The sequence below is a fragment of the Paraglaciecola sp. genome, from assembly GCF_039943935.1.
GTDB lineage: Bacteria > Pseudomonadota > Gammaproteobacteria > Enterobacterales > Alteromonadaceae > Paraglaciecola.
Window position 1 is genome coordinate 34645 of record NZ_JBDUZQ010000005.1, and the last position, 21037, is coordinate 55681.

Sequence of the window (21037 nt, forward strand, 5' to 3'; positions counted from 1 at the left end):
CATGCAGCACGATGCTATTTATATCTAAGCCCATAACCATATGGGAAAAGAGGCTTTTTACTATCATGTTGAGGCCAATTGAACGGCAGTTTTCCTTGGAAACCTTTGTCGCCAAACAGAACGTCCGCTACGCCTTGTCCTTCGGAGCCTGGTAACCATGCTGCGACAAAAGCAGATGACAGAGACATCTCTTTATCAACAATAAGAGGTCGCCCTGAGACAAGTATTGTTATGACCGGTACGCCTCTGTCAGTAATATTTTTGATAGTTAGTATATCTTCGGGGTGAAACTCACTTAACTCTAGGGAATGTCCATATGCTTCTAGAACTTTGACTTGCCCATTAATTTTAGTGCCGTATTCAATGACTTTTTTGTCATCTTTACGAATATCACCTAAGCCTTCAGAGTAAGGCGTTTCGCCTACTACAACGATTGCAAAATCATGATGCTTTGGGTTTGCGTCCATTCCTTGACTATTACTTAGGCTAGCATACTCAGCTAGTGACGATATTCCTTCCCATATTGATGTTCCGCCTTGAATACTCTCGTTGCCAGAAACCCCTTGCCAATTAATCGTAAACCCGCCACATTGATGGCCTAAATCATGGGCATTTTTACCAGCCACCAGTATTTTTGCTTGTCTATCCAAAGGTAACGTTTTATTTTCATTCTTTAATAACACTAGAGATTTTTGTACTGCTTTACGTGCAATTTCACGATGTTTAAAAGAACCAAAAGATGAGTGGTTTGACCATTTTCTATTTGCAGGGCTAGGTTTATCAAACAAGCCAAATGCAAATTTTACCGTCAGTATACGTTTTACAGCGTCATCTATACGGGCTATGGATACAGTTCCAAGCTGCACGTGGCTGATAAGATTGTCGATAAACATAGACCAATTTCGAGGAACCATGAACATATCGATTCCTGCGTTGACCCCCATCGCTACCGCTAAGTAAAAATCATCTGCTAGGTAATCAATGCCTTGCATATCAGAGATAACAATCCCCTCAAACCTTAACTTTTCTTTTAATATGTCTGTTAATAAAAACTTGTGACCATGACACTTGTCGCCATTCCAGCTGCTAAAAGACACCATAATACTCAATACACCAGTATCGATAGCTTTTACAAAAGGCGGGATGTGTGTCTTTTGTATTTCTTCCCAAGATAAAATTGTATCACCATGATCAATTCCGTAAGTGGCTCCACCATCACCCACCCAGTGCTTAGCACATGCCATGATATGATCGTCTGATAAGTCTCCCTGTAAACCTTTCACTATTTCGGTTGCAAACTTGCCCACGGGTTTAGGTTTAGATGCATAGCTTTCATAGGTACGGCCCCAGTGAGTATCGCGGGCAATGGCTAGGTTCGGAGCAAAACTCCAGTCAACACCAGTTGCTAGCACTTCTTTTGCTGTGGTTGTCGCGATTTTTTGCAATAGGTCAGTATCATTGGCCGCGCCTAATCCAATATTATGAGGAAACACAGTAGCGCCGGTCACGTTGTTATTACCATGTATCGCGTCTAAGCCATATAAAGTAGGGATGCCTAAATGACTCTCATCAGCCTGGCTCGATGCTTGCCAGTATGCCTCATTCATAGCAACCCAACCCTCTGTGTGGTTGTTTTCAGGTCTAGACCCTGCACTGCTTAATATTGAGCCGATATGATATTGCCTAGCTTGTTCTGGTGTACATGACATGCGTTCGGCTTGCGTCATTTGACCTATTTTTTGCTCTAAGGTCATTTTACTCAACAATGTATTTACTTTTTGTTGAATTACTTTATTTGTGAGTAAAGTTTGCTTGGATCGTTTCATCTAATATCTCGAAAGTAGATGGGATAACTGTTGAATACTAACTAATAATTTACCCGATTTTATATTGCATAATGGGGTATTTGAAGTGTCATATTGAAGCATTACAGGTTTTGGACTCGATAGTGTGTTAGGTATTAATTCATTATTTAAAATTACTATTGATACTTTTCATTAACATTATAACCATATTTTACTTTGGTATTTACACAATATAAATAAGTCAAAATGAACACAATGTAAGGTCAATAGGACAACTTTCATGAAAACGTTTTCTTGAATGTTAACGTTAATATTTTAAATGTAAAATTTTTATAGTTTGAGAAACTGCTTTATAAGAAAATTTGTCACTAAGAAAAATAGCGTTAAAGAATAGGTCAACAAGCAGAATATCTTTCTACATTCGCAAGTGGCTGAAGACTAATTTATAGGGGTGATTTAATTAAATTTTAAATCTTTTTGGTCGTGATTACAGTCCTCCTTGGCTTGTTTTTATTGCGTAAATTATATGATTAACTAGCCTTCACGCTTTTGTATTCAACAAACTTAAACTGGCGTACTGCAAATAAGATTTTATATCTCGACCCTTCATTAACTTATTAAGTTTTGGAAAGTAATGATGGGCAAGAGTAAGTTAACCCTATTTTAAATTAAGAGAGTGAGGCGATGACAATGTTTGCTCAAGAAGAGCCGAGCATCACAGGTGAGTTTATAGATATGGCTGGAGAGCGCTATTATGCTATTCGCCATGTTGAAAAAATGAATCCGTTTTTTATCAGTTTAGTTTCGGATAGTGATCATTGGTTATTTGTGTCTTCGGCGGGTGGGTTAACTGCTGGGCGAGTCTCACCAGAAACGGCTTTGTTTCCTTATGAGCCGGTAGATAGAGTACATGAAAGCGCATCATATACTGGTCCTAAAACGCTTTTTAGGGTTAGTAGGGGGGGGGGGGAGTATCAATGGCAACCTTTTAATATCGATTTTAATCGGCAGTTTAAAACGGTACAGAATCTTTATAAAAACACCCTAGGCGATAAAATTTGTTTTGAAGAAATAAATTTCGATTTACAGCTAACCTTCCGTTATACCTGGCAAACTAGTGAAGAGTTTGGATTTTGTCGCATTTGTGAAATTGAAAATTTATCAGACAAAGCGTTATCAATTGAGTTACTCGATGGGTTGCAAAATATTTTACCTGCGGGAACGCCTCGTCTAACTCAAAGTGTTTCTAGTAATCTAGTAGATGCATATAAATGGACAGAACTAGAGCCAACATCTGGTTTAGCTATGTTTACTGTGTACTCGGGTATAACGGATAGGGCTGCGCCTAGTGAGTCTTTGAAAGCTAATACAGTGTTTTCAGTTGGCTTGAAATCTCCAAAAATATTGTTGAGTAGTGAGCAGTTAAAGGGTTTCATTGAAGGAAGGGACATAGCAACGGAAACCCATAAGCGAGGTATTCGTGGAGCCTATTTCGTAAAAGCTGAATTTACTCTGAAGCCAAAAACTATAAAAAATTGGCAGTTAGTGGCAAATGTCGAGCAAAATCAAAGTCAAATCACAAGCTTAATTGAATTGCTCAAAAAACCACACGATTTAAGCCGTTTAATAGATGAGTCTGTAGCTAAAGGCTCTTCTAATTTATTGAGAATCATCGCGTCAACTGATGGCATTCAAGTTACAAATGAAGAGAACGTGAGTGTTCATCATTATGCTAATACTTTGTTCAATAATTTAAGAGGAGGAGTGTTTGATAATCAATACTCTATTTCAACCATTGATTTTATTGCTACTGTAAAAACCTTTAATAGCTCTATTTATCAAAAACATATTGAGGCTTTAGAAAAGTGGCCAAATAATATTGATCTTACAACTTTTAAAGCAACTATTAGTAGACAGAATGATCCGCAGTTGCAGCGCCTAGCGAATGAATATTTGCCTATTACGTTTGGGCGACGTCATGGTGATCCAAGTAGACCTTGGAACCAGTTTGAAATTAGACTTAAGGATGATCAAGGGCGAGCTTTGTTATCTTATCAAGGCAATTGGCGAGATATTTTTCAGAATTGGGAGGCATTAACCTTTAGTTACCCAGCGTTCATCGAAAACGTCATTTCTAAGTTTGTTAATGCCTCTACTATTGATGGATATAACCCTTACAGAATAACTAAACAAGGAATAGATTGGGAGATTGAAGAGCCTGAAGACCCATGGAGTTTTATTGGATACTGGGGTGATCATCAAATTATTTATCTTCAGAAAATGCTTGAAGCGTCCCAAAAGTTTCATCCAGAACGTTTAAGTGAAAGGCTACGCCAAGACTTATTTAGCTACGCCAATGTTCCATACCGAATAAATGCATTTGAAAATATTTTAAATGACGCTAAAAATACGGTTGTCTTTGATGAATATGCGGCCCAAGTTATTGATGAGAGAGTCCAAGAAATAGGCTCTGATGGTAAATTAATTCTGGACGAAAGTGGCGATGTTTATCAAGTTAATTTACTTGAAAAACTACTTGTGCCTTTGCTGTGCAAACTTGGAAATTTAGTAGTTGATGGTGGCATTTGGTTAAATACCCAAAGACCTGAGTGGAATGATGCTAACAACGCCATTGTAGGGCAAGGATTGTCTATGGTGACGTTGAATTACCTACGTCGTTATGTACGCTTTTTTCAAGGCTTAATAGAAAAAGAGCAAGGGGATATTAACGTCTCCTATGAAGTTGTTCTGTGGTTGCATGAATCTAGTAAAATATTGTCAAGCTTATCTCCAAAATTGAATGGTGTTGCGATATCTAGCAGTCTACGCTTTCAAATTTTAGAGGGGTTAGGTAAAGCTTCATCTCGTTACCGTCAAGCAGTTTATCAAAATCAAAGGTTTAGCCATAAAATAGAATGCAATATTGAAAAGGTAAAAGCATTATTGAGTTGTTCTTTAGTGGTTATTGAACATAGTATCGAAACCAGTCAAAGTAATGATGGGCTCTATCACTCTTACAACTTACTGGAACTGTCAAAAGATTCTGCCAAAGTAAGAAACCTATATCCAATGCTAGAAGGGCAGGTCGCAGTACTTAGCTCTGGGGCTATTGCAGTCAATAAGGCAGCTGACGTTATCGATAAACTATTTGAAAGTGACATTTATCGCCCAGATCAGAAAACCTTTATGTTGTACCCAGATCGTGAACAAACTCCATTCTTAAAAAAGAATGTACTTTCAGAGCTACAAGTAAACACGTCAACAGTGTTACTAGATATGTTAGATTTAAATGATGAGTGCATCGTTATGCAAGACATACATGGTCATTATCGTTTTAACGCGAACCTTAAAAATAATGGAGATTTAATAGCCCAGCTCAAAGTTGCTAGGTCACGTTATACTAGTTTAGATAACCATGCTATTCAGAATATAGAAAATATATATGAAGAAGTTTTTAACCATAGTGCCTTTACTGGCAGGTCAGGGGGGATGTTTGGCTTTGAAGGACTTGGAAGCGTTTACTGGCATATGGTGTCTAAGTTATTACTTGCTGTTAAAGAAAACTATGATCAAGCTGTGGCACAAGGGGCACCTTCTGAGGTTTTGCAACGCTTAGGCGCTCACTATTATAAAATCAGAGAAGGTATTGGGTTTAATAAGACACCATTAGAGTATGGCGCTTTTCCTTGCGATCCATACTCGCATACTCCCAAACACGCAGGTGCCCAGCAACCCGGCATGACTGGCCAAGTAAAAGAGGAAATATTGACTCGCTTTGGTGAGTTAGGTATTGAAGTTTTAGCTGGCAAAGTGAACTTTTCTCCAAGAATGTTAAGATTGAAAGAGTTTCTTACTGAACCACAGCGCTTCAGTTATCTTGATGTAAGTGGAAACTGGCAACAGTTTTTGCTCCCCCAAAAAAGTTTGGCTTTTACTTGGTGCCAAGTGCCAATAATTTATGAGTTAACGACTGAGAAACCGCAACTAACCCTTTCTGTACATGATGGAACTACTATTCAATACGAAAAATTAAGCTTAGATTCTGAGTTTAGTAATGCATTATTTTTACACAGCGGGTTAATTAAGCGGATACACGTTACTGTGCGTACAAACCAGCTGTATGGTGAAAGTTAACCTTGTCTTACTAAATTTCTGACTCTAAAGTTGAATATCACGCCTGAGCGTGTGTTGGCAACTCCTAGGATTTTCTTTAGAAGGATGGCAGAAGTTATTTGCTGTCATTTTGGTTATACACACCAATTATGTTGTCAAAGGTTTATCAATATGCAAATCACTAATGCGGCGAGAGTATAAATCTGTAACAGTAATTAGCACCTTTATGCGTGTACTTGCTTTTACGTAGGTGATATCACTTGCCCAAGCCTATTAGGGACAAACTTAGCTGAAGTTCTCGTTTAGCTCACTGTGTTTATGCAAGAGGCGTGTATAAAAAGTTTTGTATAATGACTAGGTTGAGTTTAGTTATAAGTTTGTGGGCTTTGAGAACATTCACCTCAACCTCTTCATTATACAGGCATTTGCGTAACTTTCAGTAACCTGATCTATTACAAATCTGCTAGACATCATTTTGCCTCTGTTATACAAACGTAGTTGTCTAGTGGTAACCAATTCAGTTCATTTAACAGGACGTAAACTACCCCCTGATTGCTATGATACTATTGTGGCTGCTTTATACTTAAGCCCTAATATTTATTTTTTAATTAAAATTGTTTCTAGTTCTTCTAATGATTTGCCTTTCGTTTCAGGTAAAAATCGAAGAATAATCCCAAGACCAATTAAAGCAAATCCACCGTAGAAGGCGAACGTAAATGCCGCTCCAAGGTTTGCGAGTTCCCAAGGAAATAATAGTTGCACTAAAAAACTTACGCCTGAGTTAATTAACCCAACGAAAGAAATTGCAATACCTCGAATACGGTTTGGGAATAACTCAGAAAATAACACCCACATTACAGGCCCAAGGGACACTGCAAAGCAGGCTACAAAACCTAAAATACTCACTAATATGACAGTACCATTCATTTGTATGGCTGCGGCCACTAAACTTGATTCATATGAAGCGAGTTGGGTGGTACCTAACAACTCTAGTAAAGCTGCTTTAAAGGTTAAATCACTTGTAAATGTTACGCCAACAATCGCTTCCAAGCTCGATATATCTACCGTTGTTGCAAGTGGTGCGAGTGACTGCGCGGTTAATGTATAGGTGGCAGCATTAAATTGATAAGCCAAACTAAACATGCAAATAACTATGCCTGATACACCTATGACTAATAGTAACTTTCGTCCAATTTTATCAATTAGCGCGATGGCAATTAAGGTAAATACTACATTTGTTACACCGACTAAAATTGCTTGCATAAAAGAGGCATCTGTTCCTATTCCTGTTTGTTCAAATATCATTGGAGCGTAAAAAAATACGGCATTTATACCAGTAATTTGTTGCAATATAGCAATTGAAATACCTACCACCATGACTAACCGCATTGAGGGTTTTATGAGATCTAAAATAGACCCACTGTTAATGTTTTTATCCGATGATAGACTTGATTTTATCTGGGCCATTTGTACATTAGCTTCTTTTTCACCTAGTGCTTTTTTCAGGGTGACTAATGCTTCATTATCCTTGCCTTTCATGATTAACCAACGAGGACTTTCTGGAACGAAAAACAAACAAATAAAATAAAGTAGGGCCGGAATAGCCTCTATACCTAGCATCCAACGCCAATTTGATTCTTCTAGATTTAATGCTTCAACGAGTTGGTTATCCCAGCCTGTTGCTTTTAATATTAAAAAGTTTGTAAAGAAAGCAACGGATATACCTAGAACAATATTAAGTTGGTTCAATGAAACCATTCGCCCACGATACCTAGCTGGGCCTATTTCTGCTATATACATTGGTGCTATAATTAAAGCCGCTCCTACACCAAATCCACCCAACATTCGAGCAATAACCAGAGTTAGAAAATTAGGAGCAAACGCTGATGCTATAGCTGACATGAAAAATAATGCTGCCGCATATTTTAAGATGATTTTTCGACCAAATTTGTCACTTAAAGGGCCTGCGGTCATCATAGCAAAGGTGGCTGTTAATGATAAAGAAGCAACCGCCCAGCCAAGCTCTATTTTTGATAAGTTGAATTCAGTTTCAATAAACTTTACGACACCAGATATTACAGAGGCGTCAAATCCCATTAAGAAGCCACCTAAAGCAACAATAAGAGATACATAAAATACGTAAGCAATGGAAATAGGCTGGTTTTGTTTCATTGATATTTGCCTGTAATTTGAGTCATTTAGTTTGTTAAAAGCTTGTAACGTTAGGAGTGTTGGCAACGCTAGACTATTTGTTAATAAAAAGTTGTCAATTGCGTTTAAACGGTCTGGGTTATAGATGAGATGGACCGTTAAATTGGCTACACCGGTTCCTCAAGTGTAAACTGTTTGTTATTAGAAATGTTCGTGGTAAGTAAAATCTTACTACTTTATTGTTTGCAATTAACAACGTATTTTAAGTGTTATTCAATATGGCAGGGAGTATTACTATTGTGTAATAATTTTTGTTTTTGGCCGTTTCCAAATAAAAACAGTGGTAATAATTTATGGTAACAATGGGACCTGATAATAAACATCAAAGCAATAGAGGCTCAGCCATCTATAGATTTTGGTTACTTCACGTTGGCTTTTGGATTTTTGTAAGTGCGGTTAGTTTTTTATCATTAACGCTTTGGTATGGTCCATATGATTGGAGCCATTTGTTGCATATGTTACTGCAGGCTGTATTTGGATTAGCGTTAACCATTGTTTTGTATTTTGGTTTTATACGTATTTGGCATGCTAATTTTAGTTATCGTACTATTTTAGGGTTAAGTATGGTGATCGCCGTATCTTTTGTTTGGACTTTTTTCAGAATAGAAGCATTTATTTTATTGACTGACCAACAAACAGAGTGGGGGGAGTTTGGGGGATGGCATTTTGCAAGTATGTTTATATTTTTATGTTGGACTGGGTTGTTTCATGGCATTCGATACAACGACTTGTTGCAAGCCGAGCATAGTATTATGCTTAAAGCTGAAGCCGAAACAAGAGAAGAACAATTAAAAAGAATAAGAGCGCAGTCCATTGCCAGAGATGCACAAATCAAAATGTTACGTTATCAACTCAATCCTCATTTTTTATGTAATACGTTAAATGCTATTAACTCTCTTGTTGAAGTAGATGAGCCTGAAAAAGCGCAAAAGATGACTGTGCAACTGAGTCGATTTTTACGTCATTCGTTAGACAATAATCCAGACACTAAAATAACGTTAAGAAATGAAGTATCAGCTATTAATTTGTATTTAGAGATTGAGAAAACACGTTTTGGTGATCGGTTAGGGTTGGACTTTAAAATTGAAGATGAGGCTCAAATTGCGTTGGTACCAAGTTTACTGTTACAACCCATTATTGAAAATTCTATGAAGCATGCTATCTCACAAAATGAATTAGGAGGCATGATTTGTCTTGAGGCAAGAGTTAGAGAAGGACGCTTAATTCTAGAGTTAAGTGATACCGGAAGTGGCAGTAAAATTGGTAAAAGTAAAATGGAAAGTTCAAAAGGTAGAGGGGTGGGATTACGGAACACAAACGAAAGGTTGAAGGCCTTGTATCAGCAAAGCTTTTCCATAGATATTGATATCCTTGCCTCCGGTGGTTTGAAAACCACTATTAGTATTCCTTGGGAGTACGCCTCAATGAATACTAACTTTGTTAAAAGTGAAGGCATTTTGAGTGACCAAAATGAGTTACATATATGATTAAATTAAAGACTCTGATAGTTGATGATGAGCCACTGGCTTTAAAATTACTACAGGCAAAACTGAGAAAAAATCCAGAAATAGAAATTGTAGGTCAATGTAGTAATGGGCGAGAGGCCATTTTGGCTATCATGGATTTAGCGCCAGATTTGGTTTTTCTCGATATTCAAATGCCCGGCCTTAATGGTTTTGATGTGGTTAAAAACTTACAAAGTGACGTTGCTCCACTTATAGTATTTACTACGGCTTATGAGCAATATGCATTAGATGCATTTGATGTTCATGCAGTTGATTATATATTGAAGCCAATTGACGATGAGAGGGTTGCAAGAGCTATTAAACGGGCCGAGCAACGGCTTGTAACTGCTCAATCAGAAGGTAGTAAGTCAAGTATTTTAGGTGCAATAGACGTTATTCATCACAATTCTCAAACCGAAACCTCAATGCCAATAGCTACACCTGCCACTGTTATTGAGCAAAAGGTTGAAGCTAAAGTCGTTATTAAAGACCGTGACGAAATTACGATCTTGAAACAATCTGAGGTGGAGTGGGTTGATGCTGCTGGTGATTATGTGTGCCTTCATGCCAAAGGACAAACACATATTAAACGAAGCACCTTAAAAGAACTATTAACTGAATTAGATGAAAACTTGTTTAAACGAGTGCATAGGTCAACCATTGTTAATTTAAATTTTATTAAGAAAGTCATACCTCACACTAAAGGAGAGTTTTTCTTACAGTTAGGTGAATTTGAAAAAATAAAAGTTAGCCGTAATTACAAAGATGCAATCAAGCACTTTTTAGCGGGAGAACAGTAGAAAAGTATCCTAATAGGATACTTCTCGTAAATTGTTTTATTTTTTGTTTCTACGGCTGTTGGGGCTTGCTGATTTAGATTTTTTTACCTTATTGGGGGACGTTTTGTCGCGGCTTATCTCAGTTGCTGTTGCTTTGTTACTGCGATAGCCTCGGGTATTTTTAGAAACGCTTTTTAGTAAACTTACTCGATTACTCACTTCAAACCCCGGTTTGACAATCCGTTTGATTTTATTACCTATCAATTTTTCAATGCGTACAACTGTGCTTTCTTCTTCCCGACTTACGAAAGATATAGCATACCCTTGATTACCTGCGCGGCCTGTTCTACCTATTCTGTGAACATAATCTTCAGGGAGATAAGGTAAATTGAAGTTTACTACATAGTCCAAACCTTGGATGTCTAAGCCTCTGGCAGCTACTTCTGTTGCTATCAATACTTGTAGTTTGGCTGATTTGAAATCAGCAATAGCGCGTCTTCTCGCCCCTTGGCTTTTATCAGAATGGCATACTGCAGCATCAATCTTACTTAACTTTAATGCTGCCATTAAGCGGTCAGCTTGCTCCTTGGTACTGGTGAAAACCAAAACTTGGAACCAATTGTTTTCTTTTAGTAAGGCTTTAAATAGATCAACTTTTTTTGTCTCTTCAACAGGATACATTACATGAGAAACTGTATCGGCAGTGGTATTGATTTTGGTGACTCGTATTTCCAAGTGGTTCCGTAACACTTTATGAGATAGTTCGTTTACGGCTGGAGAGCTGGTAGCTGAGAACAACAATGTTTGACGATTTTTAGGTGTCTGAGTCAGTAAGTTTTGTACATCAGCAATGAACCCCATATCTAACATTCTATCTGCTTCGTCTAATACGATAAACTCTGCATGGGCTAAGGTGACGTTACTTAAAGATAAGTGTTCTAACAAACGTCCTGGTGTAGAAATAAGAATATCTATACCTTGTTTTAATTTTGCACTTTGCCCCCCCATTTTTACGCCACCATATAAAGCAGTCACAGATAATGAGCAAAATTGGGCATAACTGGCGATTGCAGTTGCAAGTTGTTCTGCTAACTCCCTGGTTGGCGTTAGAATTAGTGCCCTAGGGTTGTTCGGTATTGTTTGCTTAGGCGAGTCCAACATCTGTTGTATTATAGGTACAGAGAAAGCTGCAGTTTTGCCAGTGCCGGTTTGTGCATTAACTAATAAATCTTTGCCTCTACGTCCAGGTATAATAGCCTGTTCTTGCACTGGGGTCATATCAGTGTACCCACAGACTTCGAGTGCCTTTTGGATTTCACTGGCTAAACCTAAATTTGAAAATTTCATATTGTTCCTAAACCAAGCAAAAATGAGGGCGGAATATACAGCATTTTATATCAAAATCATATTCACTAACTTCAGTATAGGAGGTGCGGCAGTGATTCTTAGCTATTTACGAAGTAGTTTGTGACAAAATAGGGTAGTTAAAAATAAGAGAGGAAGTAAAAACATAGGGAGTAAAACAATACTGGTTGAACTATCGGGGACGTTTTAAGTAATTTACCATACTCATAGTAAAAAGCCGTTAGCATGAAGAACATGCTAAACGGCCCAGGGAGTTGGCAGTTCACTACGCTGCCTATAGTAAGTCGCTATTTTAGGATAAAAAGTTCAAAATTTAATAATTATTTTTTAATAAGGTATATATCTTTCGCTTATTTGGAAATTTTAGGATGGAAATATGAAAAAATACAGTGCATCTTTAATGGTTGTTCTAATGTTGACGGGGTGTGATAAAAATGAAGTGGGAGATATCTCTCTTGGGGTGTTTACCACCAAAGACATTAAGCTTAATACTCTGGTAGATCCCATTGTCACAGGTGTGACTTGTCATGTAGCTAGCATCGAAGCTGACCTAAGTCTTTCTGACCCATCTGATAGTTCCATCGCATGTCGTCAAACTGGTGAAATTACCTTAGCAATGATTAATGCCATAGATAAATCAAAGTCAGGTGAGGTGGTTTTTAAAAAATCTAAAAGTATATTTTTTAAAACTATGAAAATAAGACGTATATTCGATGAAGAGAGTCAAACTTTGATGTATGTGTCGTATTCCACTAAAGAAACATCAGGTAGTTTTAAGCATAGTCTTTCAACTGTTCCATTATGGGGAACTCCAGCCTATAAAAATTTGCCTAAACCTAGTGTGTAGGGGAGTGTTTATTAAAGACTTAATAAAGGTATTTCGAGTATTTTTTTGTTCATCAAATTGCGCGTTTAGATAGACATGGCATCTCTACTTTTAGATATTAGCCTAAATAGCCCTAGGTTAAGTGAGATGTATCAGTGTCATATTTCCTTCTAACTTATTGTTGCACACATGTAATTGGGAAGTATTTGCCATTGTTTTCAATTGTTATTGTGGACATATATTATTTTTTTGATTTCCGTGAACCAAATATTAATATTCAACGACCTTTATTATATGAAACGAAATAGCGAACAAATTCTTACAGAATGGCTGGTCATTAGTTGTCAAATGGGTGATGTGGTTGCGATACAAAAACTGCTAAAAATTTGGTATCCAAAATTATTACGATATGCTTTTCGTCAAATAGGAGATCGTCAAAAGTCGGAAGATGCAGTTCAAAATACCTTAGAAATAATGAGTCTTAAATTAGGTAAACTGACAGATTGCGCTGCTTTTCCAAAATGGATTTATAACATTCTACACCATAAATGTGTAGATATTATTCGCCAGAATCAACGACAAAATAACATTGAAAATAGTTATCAAGAGTTTGTCGAATCTGAAAACGAATCTCTTCTACATTCAAAAAATGAAGATAGTGTATGTTTCGATGAAATGGTGAAGCATCTACCCAATGAAATATATCAGCTAGTGCATTTATACTATTTAGAAGACTTAAGTGTGGCTGAAATACACCATATATTGGATATACCAATAGGTACGGTAAAGTCTCGCTTATACCAAGCCCGTAATCTGATACGAACTAATTTGACAGGAGATGGAAATGAATGATTTAAATAAGAAGATAATAGAAGCTTTGGTTAATGATGAATTTACAGATGATATTTCTGAAGAGCAGGCCAATGCATTGCAGTTAATTACTAAAAGCTTTAAAGGGACTTTTCGGTTAACCTTTGCAGTCATTGTTTTCTTACAAATTATCTTTGCTGGTTTGGCGATATTTTGTGGTTATCAACTGATAAATGAGTTTGATCTGGGTTTAAAAATTAATTGGTTAGCCGGTACGTTATTAAGTGGAGTTGTTTTTGCGATTGCTCGATTGTGTTTTTTCATGGAGTTAAATCGTTTGTCTGTTCTCAGGGAAATTAAAAGAGTTGAACTGCAAGTTTCTTTGCTAGGCAATAAGTGAAACACTCGTCAGAGTGTCTAAAGTTCTAGTTGTTTGAATTCGGTAAATAAAAATAATAAAAAGTTGTAGTGCAAAGGTTACTAGGTAGAGATGACGTGTCTAATGAAAGTGTACAGTGGGTGGTTTGCAGCTATGTTAGGGGTGTTGATTTCTTATGACGCCCTAGCCGAAAGCGCCCATGTAGCGGTTGCTGCTAACTTTCGCCAGTCTATGCAGGCGTTGGTTACAGAGTTAGAAAAAGATTCAAACCACAAATATATATTATCTTTTGGTTCCTCAGGAAAGTTCTATGGTCAAATTTTACATGGCGCTCCTTACGATTTATTTTTTTCAGCTGACGCAGTTAAACCAAAGGCAATTGCTAATAGAGGGTTGGCTGTTTCAGAAAGCCGTTTCACCTACGCAACGGGAAGATTGGTATTGTTAAGTAGTAGGATGGAATTGGCAGAGCCAGCAAGAGATATACTGACAAGAGGAACTTTTAACAAGCTCGCGATTGCAAATCCAAAATTTGCGCCTTATGGAGTTGCCACTTTAGAGGTTTTAGAGTTTCTAGATAGATATGAAATCACAAAGTCTAAATGGGTACTAGGAGAAAATATTGCCCAAGCATATCAGTTTGTTGATTCTGGAAATGCTGAGTTAGGCTTTGTTGCCTTATCTCAAGTCATTCATCAAAAAAAGTATGCTGGCGTGTTTTGGTTAATTCCTGATAGTTGGCATAAGCCCATTGAGCAACAAGCCATAATGCTAAATAAAGCTAAAAATAATGCAGCCGCTTTGGCGCTTATTAACTTTATAAAGTCTAATAAAGGTCAGAATATTTTAACAAATTACGGTTATTTAACGCCAGAGAATTATTAATTTTGAATTTAACGCCTGATGATATTGATGCTATTTGGTTGACATTACGTTTAGCCACAACGGTGACCTTGCTGTTATTGGTCTTGGCAACTCCCATCGCTTGGTGGTTAGCTAAAACTCAGTCTTGGTTGAAGATACCTATAGGGGCGTTAGTTGCTTTACCGTTAGTTTTACCCCCGACGGTTTTAGGATTCTATTTATTGGTATTTATGGGCCCTAACGGACCTATAGGGGAGTTTACCCAGGCATTGGGATTAGGGACATTACCTTTTACGTTTTCTGGTTTGGTACTGGCTTCAATGGTTTACTCATTACCATTTGTGGTGCAACCAATTCAAAACGCGATAGAAAGTATTGGTGATAGACCTATTGAGGTAGCAGCAACGTTAGGAGCTGGACCGTTTGACCGCTTTTTTAGTGTGGTATTGCCATTGGCAAAACCTGGGTTCATTACTGCGACAATTCTGGGCTTTGCCCATACTGTGGGTGAATTTGGGATAGTACTTATGATGGGAGGCAGTATCCCACAAGAGACCAGAGTTGTGTCAATTCAAATCTATGATCATGTAGAGGCTTTACAATACGCAAACGCACATTTACTAGCGGCAATTATGTTGTGTTTTTCTTTCATTGTGCTTTTAGGCCTGTATGGGTTCCAACGTAAGCGCTCAGGAGTAGGGTTACATTATGGTGGCTAAGGCCTCAGATAGTGGGAAACACATTATCGAAGCAAGTTTTAAATTAGAGCGTGTTAATGAAACTCTAGAGAGCTCGTTTACCCTTGATGTTGACTTTTCAATACCCGCTGAGGGTGTCACTGCAGTTTTTGGAGAATCAGGCTCAGGTAAAACAACATTGTTGAGGTGCATTGCTGGCCTTGAACAAGCAGACTCAGCGCGTTTAACGATTAATGGTGATATTTGGCAAGATAAGGTTACTTTTAAAGCAACACATAAAAGATCGATTGGTTACGTATTTCAAGAACCAAGTTTGTTTACACATTTAACTGTGATGGGCAATTTATCTTATGCTTTTAAACGCGCTAACAAAGCGCTAAATAATGAGTTTTATAAACAAATAATTAAGATTATGGGCTTAAATACTCTGTTGGCTCAAAAGGTAAATCAGCTGTCTGGTGGAGAAAAACAAAGGGTCGCGATTGCAAGAGCGTTATTACTTAAACCCAAATTACTTTTAATGGATGAACCTTTAGCGTCTTTAGATGGAAAACGTAAACTTGAAATTTTGCCATATATAGAAAAATTAAGAGCGAGCTTTGGCATTCCTGTTTTATATGTGACTCACTCCATAGATGAAATTGCTCGTTTAGCCGACCATGTTTTAATATTGCAAAAAGGCCGTTTAGTTATTCAAGGAAACGTGTCTGAGTTATTTACAAATATTAATGTGCCGTTGCTAAGCAGGGATGAGATGGGCACTGTTCTAGATTGTGATATTTTAAAGATAGATGAGCAATGGCAACTGATGAAAGTGGCGTTTAATGGAGGTCAATTATGGTTACCTGTTCGGCTGGATATATTACCTGATTCACAATGTCGGTTAAGAATACTGGCGAGTGACATTAGTGTTACACTGCGGCCACAATCAGATACCAGTATTTTAAATCAATTGAGGGTAAAAATTATGAGTATCACACCTGAAATTGAGGGAGCAACCACACTTCTTAAAGTTAAAACTGGCGCGACTATATTGTTAACTAGAATTACCAATAAATCTCTCTCAGAGCTCGGCCTAGTTTGTGGTAAAATAGTGTGGGTTCAAGTAAAGTCAGTGGCTATTCTTGGGTAGTTGATTTTTTCCTTTTTCCTTTTTCATTTGTGGAGTACTAAGTAGGGTGGTAAGCCTTCACCATCTCAGCTATTTGCTCTCGCATCCAAATGTGAGCATCATCTAAGTCAGAACTAACATGCCAATATAAAAAGTATTCGAGTAACGGTAGCTCGAAAGGCATTTCATATAAAGCTAAGTCATAGTGTTTTGCCAAGTGATAAGGCAGGCAAGCGATTAAGTCAGTTTTAAATACAACTGAAGGTACGGTTAAAAAATGTTGACCACGCATTACTACTTTACGTTTTTCACCTAATTTGTCTAATGCTACTTCAATTGGCCCTGGCCCTATTTTTCTTTGGGACACATTTATATGCCCCAGTCTTAAAAATGCATCTAAGCTCATACCATTAGTGAGGTCTGGATGGTTTTTACGGGCAATAACCACAAATCGGTCTTGTGCGAGCTTTTGTTTACATAAGTATTGATCGCTAAAAGATGAGGCGTCTGCATAAAAGTCTAAGTTACCACTAGCCATGGCTGACACAATGTTCTTCCGGCTCACTTCATAATTAGTTACAGATATCTTAGGAGCACTCTTTTGCAATAAAGCTAACAATCTAGGCATTATTGTCGCCTCTAATAGATCTCTAGTCGCAAAGTTATAAGTCTTCTCTGCCTTTAATGGGTCGAATATATGACTTTCTTGTACGCTTTTTCTAAGTAGTCCTAGTGCCTCTCTCGCCGGCCCAATGATATTTTGAGCAACAGGAGTAGGGGTCATACTGTGTCCTGTTCTAACAAATAACGGGTCGTTCAACATCTCTCTCAAGCGCGCCAAAGAATTACTTACTGCTGGTTGAGTTATACATAAAACATCTGCCGCTTTAGTTAAACTGCCTGCGGTGTATATAGCATCGAAAACGGCGAAAAGGTTCAAATCAATACGGTGTAAATTCATATTAAGTACTCAGGTAGCATATTTATCGAATAATACGTTATTTATTAGTTAAATCAATGTTAACGTATATTTAATATTCATTATATTGATATTTTAAAGCTTGTTAAAATTGACACTTAGTTGTTATCAGATAGGAGAAATACATGAAAAAGAAGTTGGTAGAGTTAACAATTGGTGAACGATTACCAGTTAGTAATTGGATTAGTATTGGCCAATCTGATATTAACTTATTTGCTAACGCTACAGGTGATGATCAATGGATACATGTGGATACAGCTCGGTGTACAAAAGAAAGTCCATTTGGAACAACGATTGCTCACGGGTATTACGCTGTGACTCTTATCCCCCAAGCTCTCTATGATTCGGTTTTCGCTGATCCGGAGTATCCAACTTTACTGAACTATGGTGTAGATAAAGTTCGGTTTGTTGAGCCAGTGCGAGTAAACGATAAAGTTCGTTTTCATTCAACACTGGTTGATATAGAACAAAAGTCTACTGGCAGACTATTCTATTTTGAAACTACTGTTGAAATAGAGAACCAAGAAAAGCCTGCTTTGAAAGGTATTTTTCTTACTTTACTTGTTGGTGCTAAATAAAATATTCATTCTTTGCTTTCAGCTAGGTGATTAGATTTTACTCCAGCTCTCTAAATTTTGGAGACTTTTCTAATACTTTCATTCTAGTGGTCTGACCACCTCCCTCTGTTGTTTTTACATATAAATAACAATTTATTTACACATTGCCTCGCGGTGCCTACTATTCTTCTTGAGTTGTGCATGTTCGTTTCTGCAGATACTCACTAATAACAATGTTATTGGAATTAAATAGAGCTGTGGCTTTTGACTGTGCATGGTATTTAGTCTCGGGTCTTTGTAAGTGTATTTAATTTCTAATAATTATTCACTGGGAACACAGTATGAGACTAAAAACACAAATGACACTTTTAGCTGCGGCAATTTCTGCTCAGTTATTTACAACACACAATAGTGCTTTGGCACAAGCCCAAGAAGCTGAGCAAAATGTAGAATTGATATTAGTAACGGGCAGTTTTGTCAGGCGTAGTGAGAACTTTTCATCACCATCTCCTCTAGCGGTTATTGATAGCGTTGCCATTGATGCTATTGGGGCTAAGAGTATTGGTGACATTACTCAAACTTTAACTATTAATACAGGTTCCGAAAATACACCTGATGCGTTTACGCAAAATGCAACCGCTGGGACGTCAAATATCAATCTAAGAGGTTTAGGGGTAGCGTCAACACTTATCCTTTTAAACAACAAAAGGCAGGTGGTAAATGCCCAACAAAATAATGGTGGTGTTAACTTTGTTGACACTAGCTCTTTAATTCCAATGATAGCGTTAAATCGTATGGAAGTTGTAAAGGACGGTGCCTCAGCTCTATATGGTTCAGATGCCGTTGCAGGTGTCGTTAATTTCATAACTAAAAGTGACTATGAAGGTATGCAGGTTTCTCTTGATTATCAAGATGGGGCATATGGTGATAACAAAGAATATACAGTGCAAGGTTTATGGGGAACGGTAAGCAATGACTCCAGTGTGATGGCCGCAGTAAGTTACACTAATAGATCGCCAATGTTTACATCGGATAGACGTTTGAGCCGAATTGAAGATGATACAAGTTCTTTAGGTAGCCCAGGTTCATTTTTCTTAGGAGCCACGCCATTTATTGACCCAACCGGCTGTGAAGAATTTGGTGGATATCCGACTCTTTTAGCACCATCGGGTACCGTCCCCGGATTAGAAATTGGATTTTGTGGGTTCGACTTTGGCAATAGTTATTCTTTTGTTCCTGATGAGTCTCGTCTATCCACATATGTGAAGGCGAATAAGCAGTTAACAAGTGATATTTCCTGGACAACTGAACTTTCTACCGCTCGTAATAGGGCTGAACGTGGGGGATCACCGAGCTTTCCCATTTTGACATTCCCAACGGTTCCAGCAAACCACCCAAGTAATGTGTTTGCTACAGATGTGCAGTTTTTTGGTCGTGAAATAGGAAATGGAGGAGAAGGTGATCCTGCTAACACGGAGTCAGATACGTTTAGGTTCAGCACTATGTTGCAAGGTGAACTAGATGATGGTTTCTGGGAATTGAGTTATACAGCTGCGACAAACAATTTTCTTTTTACAGTTAATGACACTTTAGCGCAAGAGTTTCAAAATTCGCTAAGAGGGTTTGGTGGCCAAGGTTGTGATCCCATAACCGGTTCAGCTGGCGTTGGAGAATGTGAGTTTTTTAATCCCTTTGCTACATCTTATACTTCGTTGCCTAACTCTCAAAATGTGATTGATTCTTTTACTGCACAACAACAAATTGATTCCAAGTCTAACCTTGAGGTGGTTGAAGCCTTTATTTCCAAAGAGTTGTTTGAGATGGAAGGCGGTGCTTCTGGTATCGCGTTTGGGGTACAGTATCGATATCAAGACTTAAGACAAGATTATGATGCTCTCTCTAATCAAGATAGATTTTCATTTGTTATTGGTAATGCTGATATCTACGGTGAACAAGATGTTATCGCAATATTTGGAGAGTTAGCTCTCCCTGTAAGTGATGCATTAGACGTGCAAATAGCCCTTAGATATGAAGATTATGGTGGTACAACAGGTGATACTCTTGATCCTAAACTCGCGGTATCATGGCGTGCCACAGATGATTTTTCTATTCGCGGTTCAATATCGACTTCATTTAGGGCTCCTTCAATCTTTCAAAGGGACGGTGGTGCAACTAGTTTAAACCAGATGGTTGACCCATTAACTGGCAGTGCAGCTTTTGCTGCAGCTAGAGCTACGGGTAATGAAGAGTTAAAACCTGAAGAGTCTATCGCTTATAATTTGGGTTTCTCATTTGAACCGGTTGATGATTGGTCCATTGAGCTTGATTATTGGAATTTTGAATTTACAGATTTGATTATTCAAGAAAGTTTTCAAGCAATCTTAAATGCAGAGCCTCAGAATCCTGACCGTATAGTTCGTGCCGGTGACCCGTTAACTGGTCCACTGCTACAAGTAAATGTTACCTATGTAAATGCAAGTTCAATGGAAACTTCTGGCTTCGACTTAGTAACGAATTACAATATGGATTCAGACCTTGGAACATTTACACCTAGTGTCACTGCAACCTATGTTTTAGCTTATGATTTGGTTGACCCGCAAGCAGGAGCAATTGATGGCGCGGGTTTGCGTAACTTTAATAATATAGGGGTGTCTACACCTGAATTGAGAATGAACCTTGGTTTAAATTGGAAACATGATTTCTACTCGGCCAATATATTTGGAAGATACATTGATAGCTATTCAGATGATCAGACTTGTTCTGATGGCACTACCTTCTCTGATGCTTGCACAGTTGGCTATAAAAAGGTGGATAGTCACTTTACGTGGGATGCTCAGTTTAATATTGATCTAGGTGGGATATTTGAAACCGACGCTTCATATGTAATGAGTTTGGGCGGGGTTAACTTGATAAATCAAGATCCCCCGCAAGTTTTTACAAATAGCGGCTTTGACTCAAAAGTGCATGATCCAAGAGGTAGACAAGTATATGCGCGAATAGCTATAGAATTTTAGCAAAGGTACATAATTGCAATT

General features: G+C 37.8%; 15 protein-coding genes. 11 read left to right on the forward strand and 4 right to left on the reverse strand.

Annotated elements, in window-relative coordinates; all coding sequences use genetic code 11:
* Window positions 1-14 precede the first annotated feature (14 nt).
* Window positions 15-1826, reverse strand: a complete 1812-nt coding sequence (locus ABJD71_RS03270; RefSeq protein ID WP_348164483.1) for a glycoside hydrolase family 3 protein — start codon at window positions 1824-1826, stop codon at window positions 15-17.
* A gap of 669 nt (window positions 1827-2495) precedes the next feature.
* Here ABJD71_RS03270 and ABJD71_RS03275 point away from each other — a divergent pair.
* The gene (locus tag ABJD71_RS03275) at window positions 2496-5939 is read left to right on the forward strand and encodes a hypothetical protein (RefSeq protein WP_348164486.1); all 3444 of its coding nucleotides are present in this window, start codon (window positions 2496-2498) and stop codon (window positions 5937-5939) included.
* 576 nt (window positions 5940-6515) lie between these two features.
* Here the strand turns inward: ABJD71_RS03275 and ABJD71_RS03280 are convergent.
* Window positions 6516-8090: a sugar porter family MFS transporter gene (locus tag ABJD71_RS03280; RefSeq protein WP_348164489.1), complete on the reverse strand. Its 1575-nt coding sequence runs from the start codon at window positions 8088-8090 to the stop codon at window positions 6516-6518.
* Window positions 8091-8422: 332 nt separating this feature from the next.
* Here ABJD71_RS03280 and ABJD71_RS03285 point away from each other — a divergent pair, with 332 nt between their 5' ends.
* On the forward strand, window positions 8423-9616 hold the full coding sequence (locus ABJD71_RS03285) for a histidine kinase (protein WP_348164492.1): 1194 nt from the start codon (window positions 8423-8425) through the stop codon (window positions 9614-9616).
* Window positions 9613-10434 carry a LytTR family DNA-binding domain-containing protein gene (locus ABJD71_RS03290; protein ID WP_348164495.1) on the forward strand — a complete coding sequence of 274 codons (822 nt, stop codon included), beginning with the start codon at window positions 9613-9615 and terminating at the stop codon, window positions 10432-10434. Before ABJD71_RS03285 ends, ABJD71_RS03290 begins: the two co-directional genes overlap by 4 nt.
* Before the next feature lie 36 nt (window positions 10435-10470).
* Here ABJD71_RS03290 and ABJD71_RS03295 read toward each other — a convergent pair whose 3' ends face one another.
* The gene (locus ABJD71_RS03295; protein ID WP_348164498.1) at window positions 10471-11760 is read right to left on the reverse strand and encodes a DEAD/DEAH box helicase; all 1290 of its coding nucleotides are present in this window, start codon (window positions 11758-11760) and stop codon (window positions 10471-10473) included.
* A 394-nt stretch (window positions 11761-12154) separates the two neighbouring features.
* Between ABJD71_RS03295 and ABJD71_RS03300 the strand changes: the two genes are divergently transcribed.
* The 6 genes from ABJD71_RS03300 (at window position 12155) to modC (ending at window position 16487) form a co-directional block, all read left to right on the forward strand.
* Window positions 12155-12625 carry a CreA family protein gene (locus ABJD71_RS03300; RefSeq protein WP_348164501.1) on the forward strand — a complete coding sequence of 157 codons (471 nt, stop codon included), beginning with the start codon at window positions 12155-12157 and terminating at the stop codon, window positions 12623-12625.
* 273 nt (window positions 12626-12898) lie between these two features.
* The gene (locus ABJD71_RS03305; RefSeq protein WP_348164504.1) at window positions 12899-13456 is read left to right on the forward strand and encodes an RNA polymerase sigma factor; all 558 of its coding nucleotides are present in this window, start codon (window positions 12899-12901) and stop codon (window positions 13454-13456) included.
* Window positions 13449-13814: a DUF6768 family protein gene (locus tag ABJD71_RS03310; RefSeq protein WP_348164507.1), complete on the forward strand. Its 366-nt coding sequence runs from the start codon at window positions 13449-13451 to the stop codon at window positions 13812-13814. Before ABJD71_RS03305 ends, ABJD71_RS03310 begins: the two co-directional genes overlap by 8 nt.
* 102 nt (window positions 13815-13916) lie before the next feature.
* Window positions 13917-14678 (forward strand): molybdate ABC transporter substrate-binding protein, encoded by a 762-nt coding sequence (gene modA, locus ABJD71_RS03315; protein ID WP_348164510.1) that lies wholly within the window; start codon window positions 13917-13919, stop codon window positions 14676-14678.
* Window positions 14679-14680: 2 nt separating this feature from the next.
* A complete protein-coding gene (gene modB / locus ABJD71_RS03320) occupies window positions 14681-15376 on the forward strand; it encodes a molybdate ABC transporter permease subunit (RefSeq protein WP_348164513.1) in 696 nt (231 codons plus the stop codon).
* Window positions 15366-16487, forward strand: a complete 1122-nt coding sequence (modC, locus tag ABJD71_RS03325) for a molybdenum ABC transporter ATP-binding protein (protein ID WP_348164516.1) — start codon at window positions 15366-15368, stop codon at window positions 16485-16487. The genes modB and modC overlap by 11 nt, the downstream gene beginning before the upstream one ends.
* Window positions 16488-16524: 37 nt before the next feature.
* On the opposite strand, the gene ABJD71_RS03330 is transcribed toward modC, so the two are convergent.
* The gene (locus tag ABJD71_RS03330; protein WP_348164519.1) at window positions 16525-17427 is read right to left on the reverse strand and encodes a LysR family transcriptional regulator; all 903 of its coding nucleotides are present in this window, start codon (window positions 17425-17427) and stop codon (window positions 16525-16527) included.
* A gap of 143 nt (window positions 17428-17570) precedes the next feature.
* On the opposite strand from ABJD71_RS03330, the gene ABJD71_RS03335 reads away from it, so the two are divergent.
* A complete protein-coding gene (locus ABJD71_RS03335) occupies window positions 17571-18023 on the forward strand; it encodes a MaoC family dehydratase (RefSeq protein ID WP_348164522.1) in 453 nt (150 codons plus the stop codon).
* Window positions 18024-18343: 320 nt separating this feature from the next.
* Window positions 18344-21016 carry a TonB-dependent receptor gene (locus ABJD71_RS03340; RefSeq protein WP_348164525.1) on the forward strand — a complete coding sequence of 891 codons (2673 nt, stop codon included), beginning with the start codon at window positions 18344-18346 and terminating at the stop codon, window positions 21014-21016.
* Window positions 21017-21037: the final 21 nt, after the last annotated feature.

What these genes read in the sequence shown, in the direction of transcription:
- ABJD71_RS03285 (WP_348164492.1), top strand. Translation starts at nt 8,423, where the DNA reads ATGGTAACAATGGGACCTGATAATAAACATCAAAGCAATAGAGGCTCA.
- modC (WP_348164516.1), top strand. Translation starts at nt 15,366, where the DNA reads ATGGTGGCTAAGGCCTCAGATAGTGGGAAACACATTATCGAAGCAAGT.
- ABJD71_RS03270 (WP_348164483.1), bottom strand. Translation starts at nt 1,826, where the DNA reads ATGAAACGATCCAAGCAAACTTTACTCACAAATAAAGTAATTCAACAA.
- ABJD71_RS03300 (WP_348164501.1), top strand. Translation starts at nt 12,155, where the DNA reads ATGAAAAAATACAGTGCATCTTTAATGGTTGTTCTAATGTTGACGGGG.
- modA (WP_348164510.1), top strand. Translation starts at nt 13,917, where the DNA reads ATGAAAGTGTACAGTGGGTGGTTTGCAGCTATGTTAGGGGTGTTGATT.
- ABJD71_RS03295 (WP_348164498.1), bottom strand. Translation starts at nt 11,760, where the DNA reads ATGAAATTTTCAAATTTAGGTTTAGCCAGTGAAATCCAAAAGGCACTC.
- ABJD71_RS03330 (WP_348164519.1), bottom strand. Translation starts at nt 17,427, where the DNA reads ATGAATTTACACCGTATTGATTTGAACCTTTTCGCCGTTTTCGATGCT.
- ABJD71_RS03310 (WP_348164507.1), top strand. Translation starts at nt 13,449, where the DNA reads ATGAATGATTTAAATAAGAAGATAATAGAAGCTTTGGTTAATGATGAA.
- ABJD71_RS03280 (WP_348164489.1), bottom strand. Translation starts at nt 8,090, where the DNA reads ATGAAACAAAACCAGCCTATTTCCATTGCTTACGTATTTTATGTATCT.
- ABJD71_RS03290 (WP_348164495.1), top strand. Translation starts at nt 9,613, where the DNA reads ATGATTAAATTAAAGACTCTGATAGTTGATGATGAGCCACTGGCTTTA.
- ABJD71_RS03340 (WP_348164525.1), top strand. Translation starts at nt 18,344, where the DNA reads ATGAGACTAAAAACACAAATGACACTTTTAGCTGCGGCAATTTCTGCT.
- ABJD71_RS03275 (WP_348164486.1), top strand. Translation starts at nt 2,496, where the DNA reads ATGTTTGCTCAAGAAGAGCCGAGCATCACAGGTGAGTTTATAGATATG.
- ABJD71_RS03335 (WP_348164522.1), top strand. Translation starts at nt 17,571, where the DNA reads ATGAAAAAGAAGTTGGTAGAGTTAACAATTGGTGAACGATTACCAGTT.
- ABJD71_RS03305 (WP_348164504.1), top strand. Translation starts at nt 12,899, where the DNA reads ATGAAACGAAATAGCGAACAAATTCTTACAGAATGGCTGGTCATTAGT.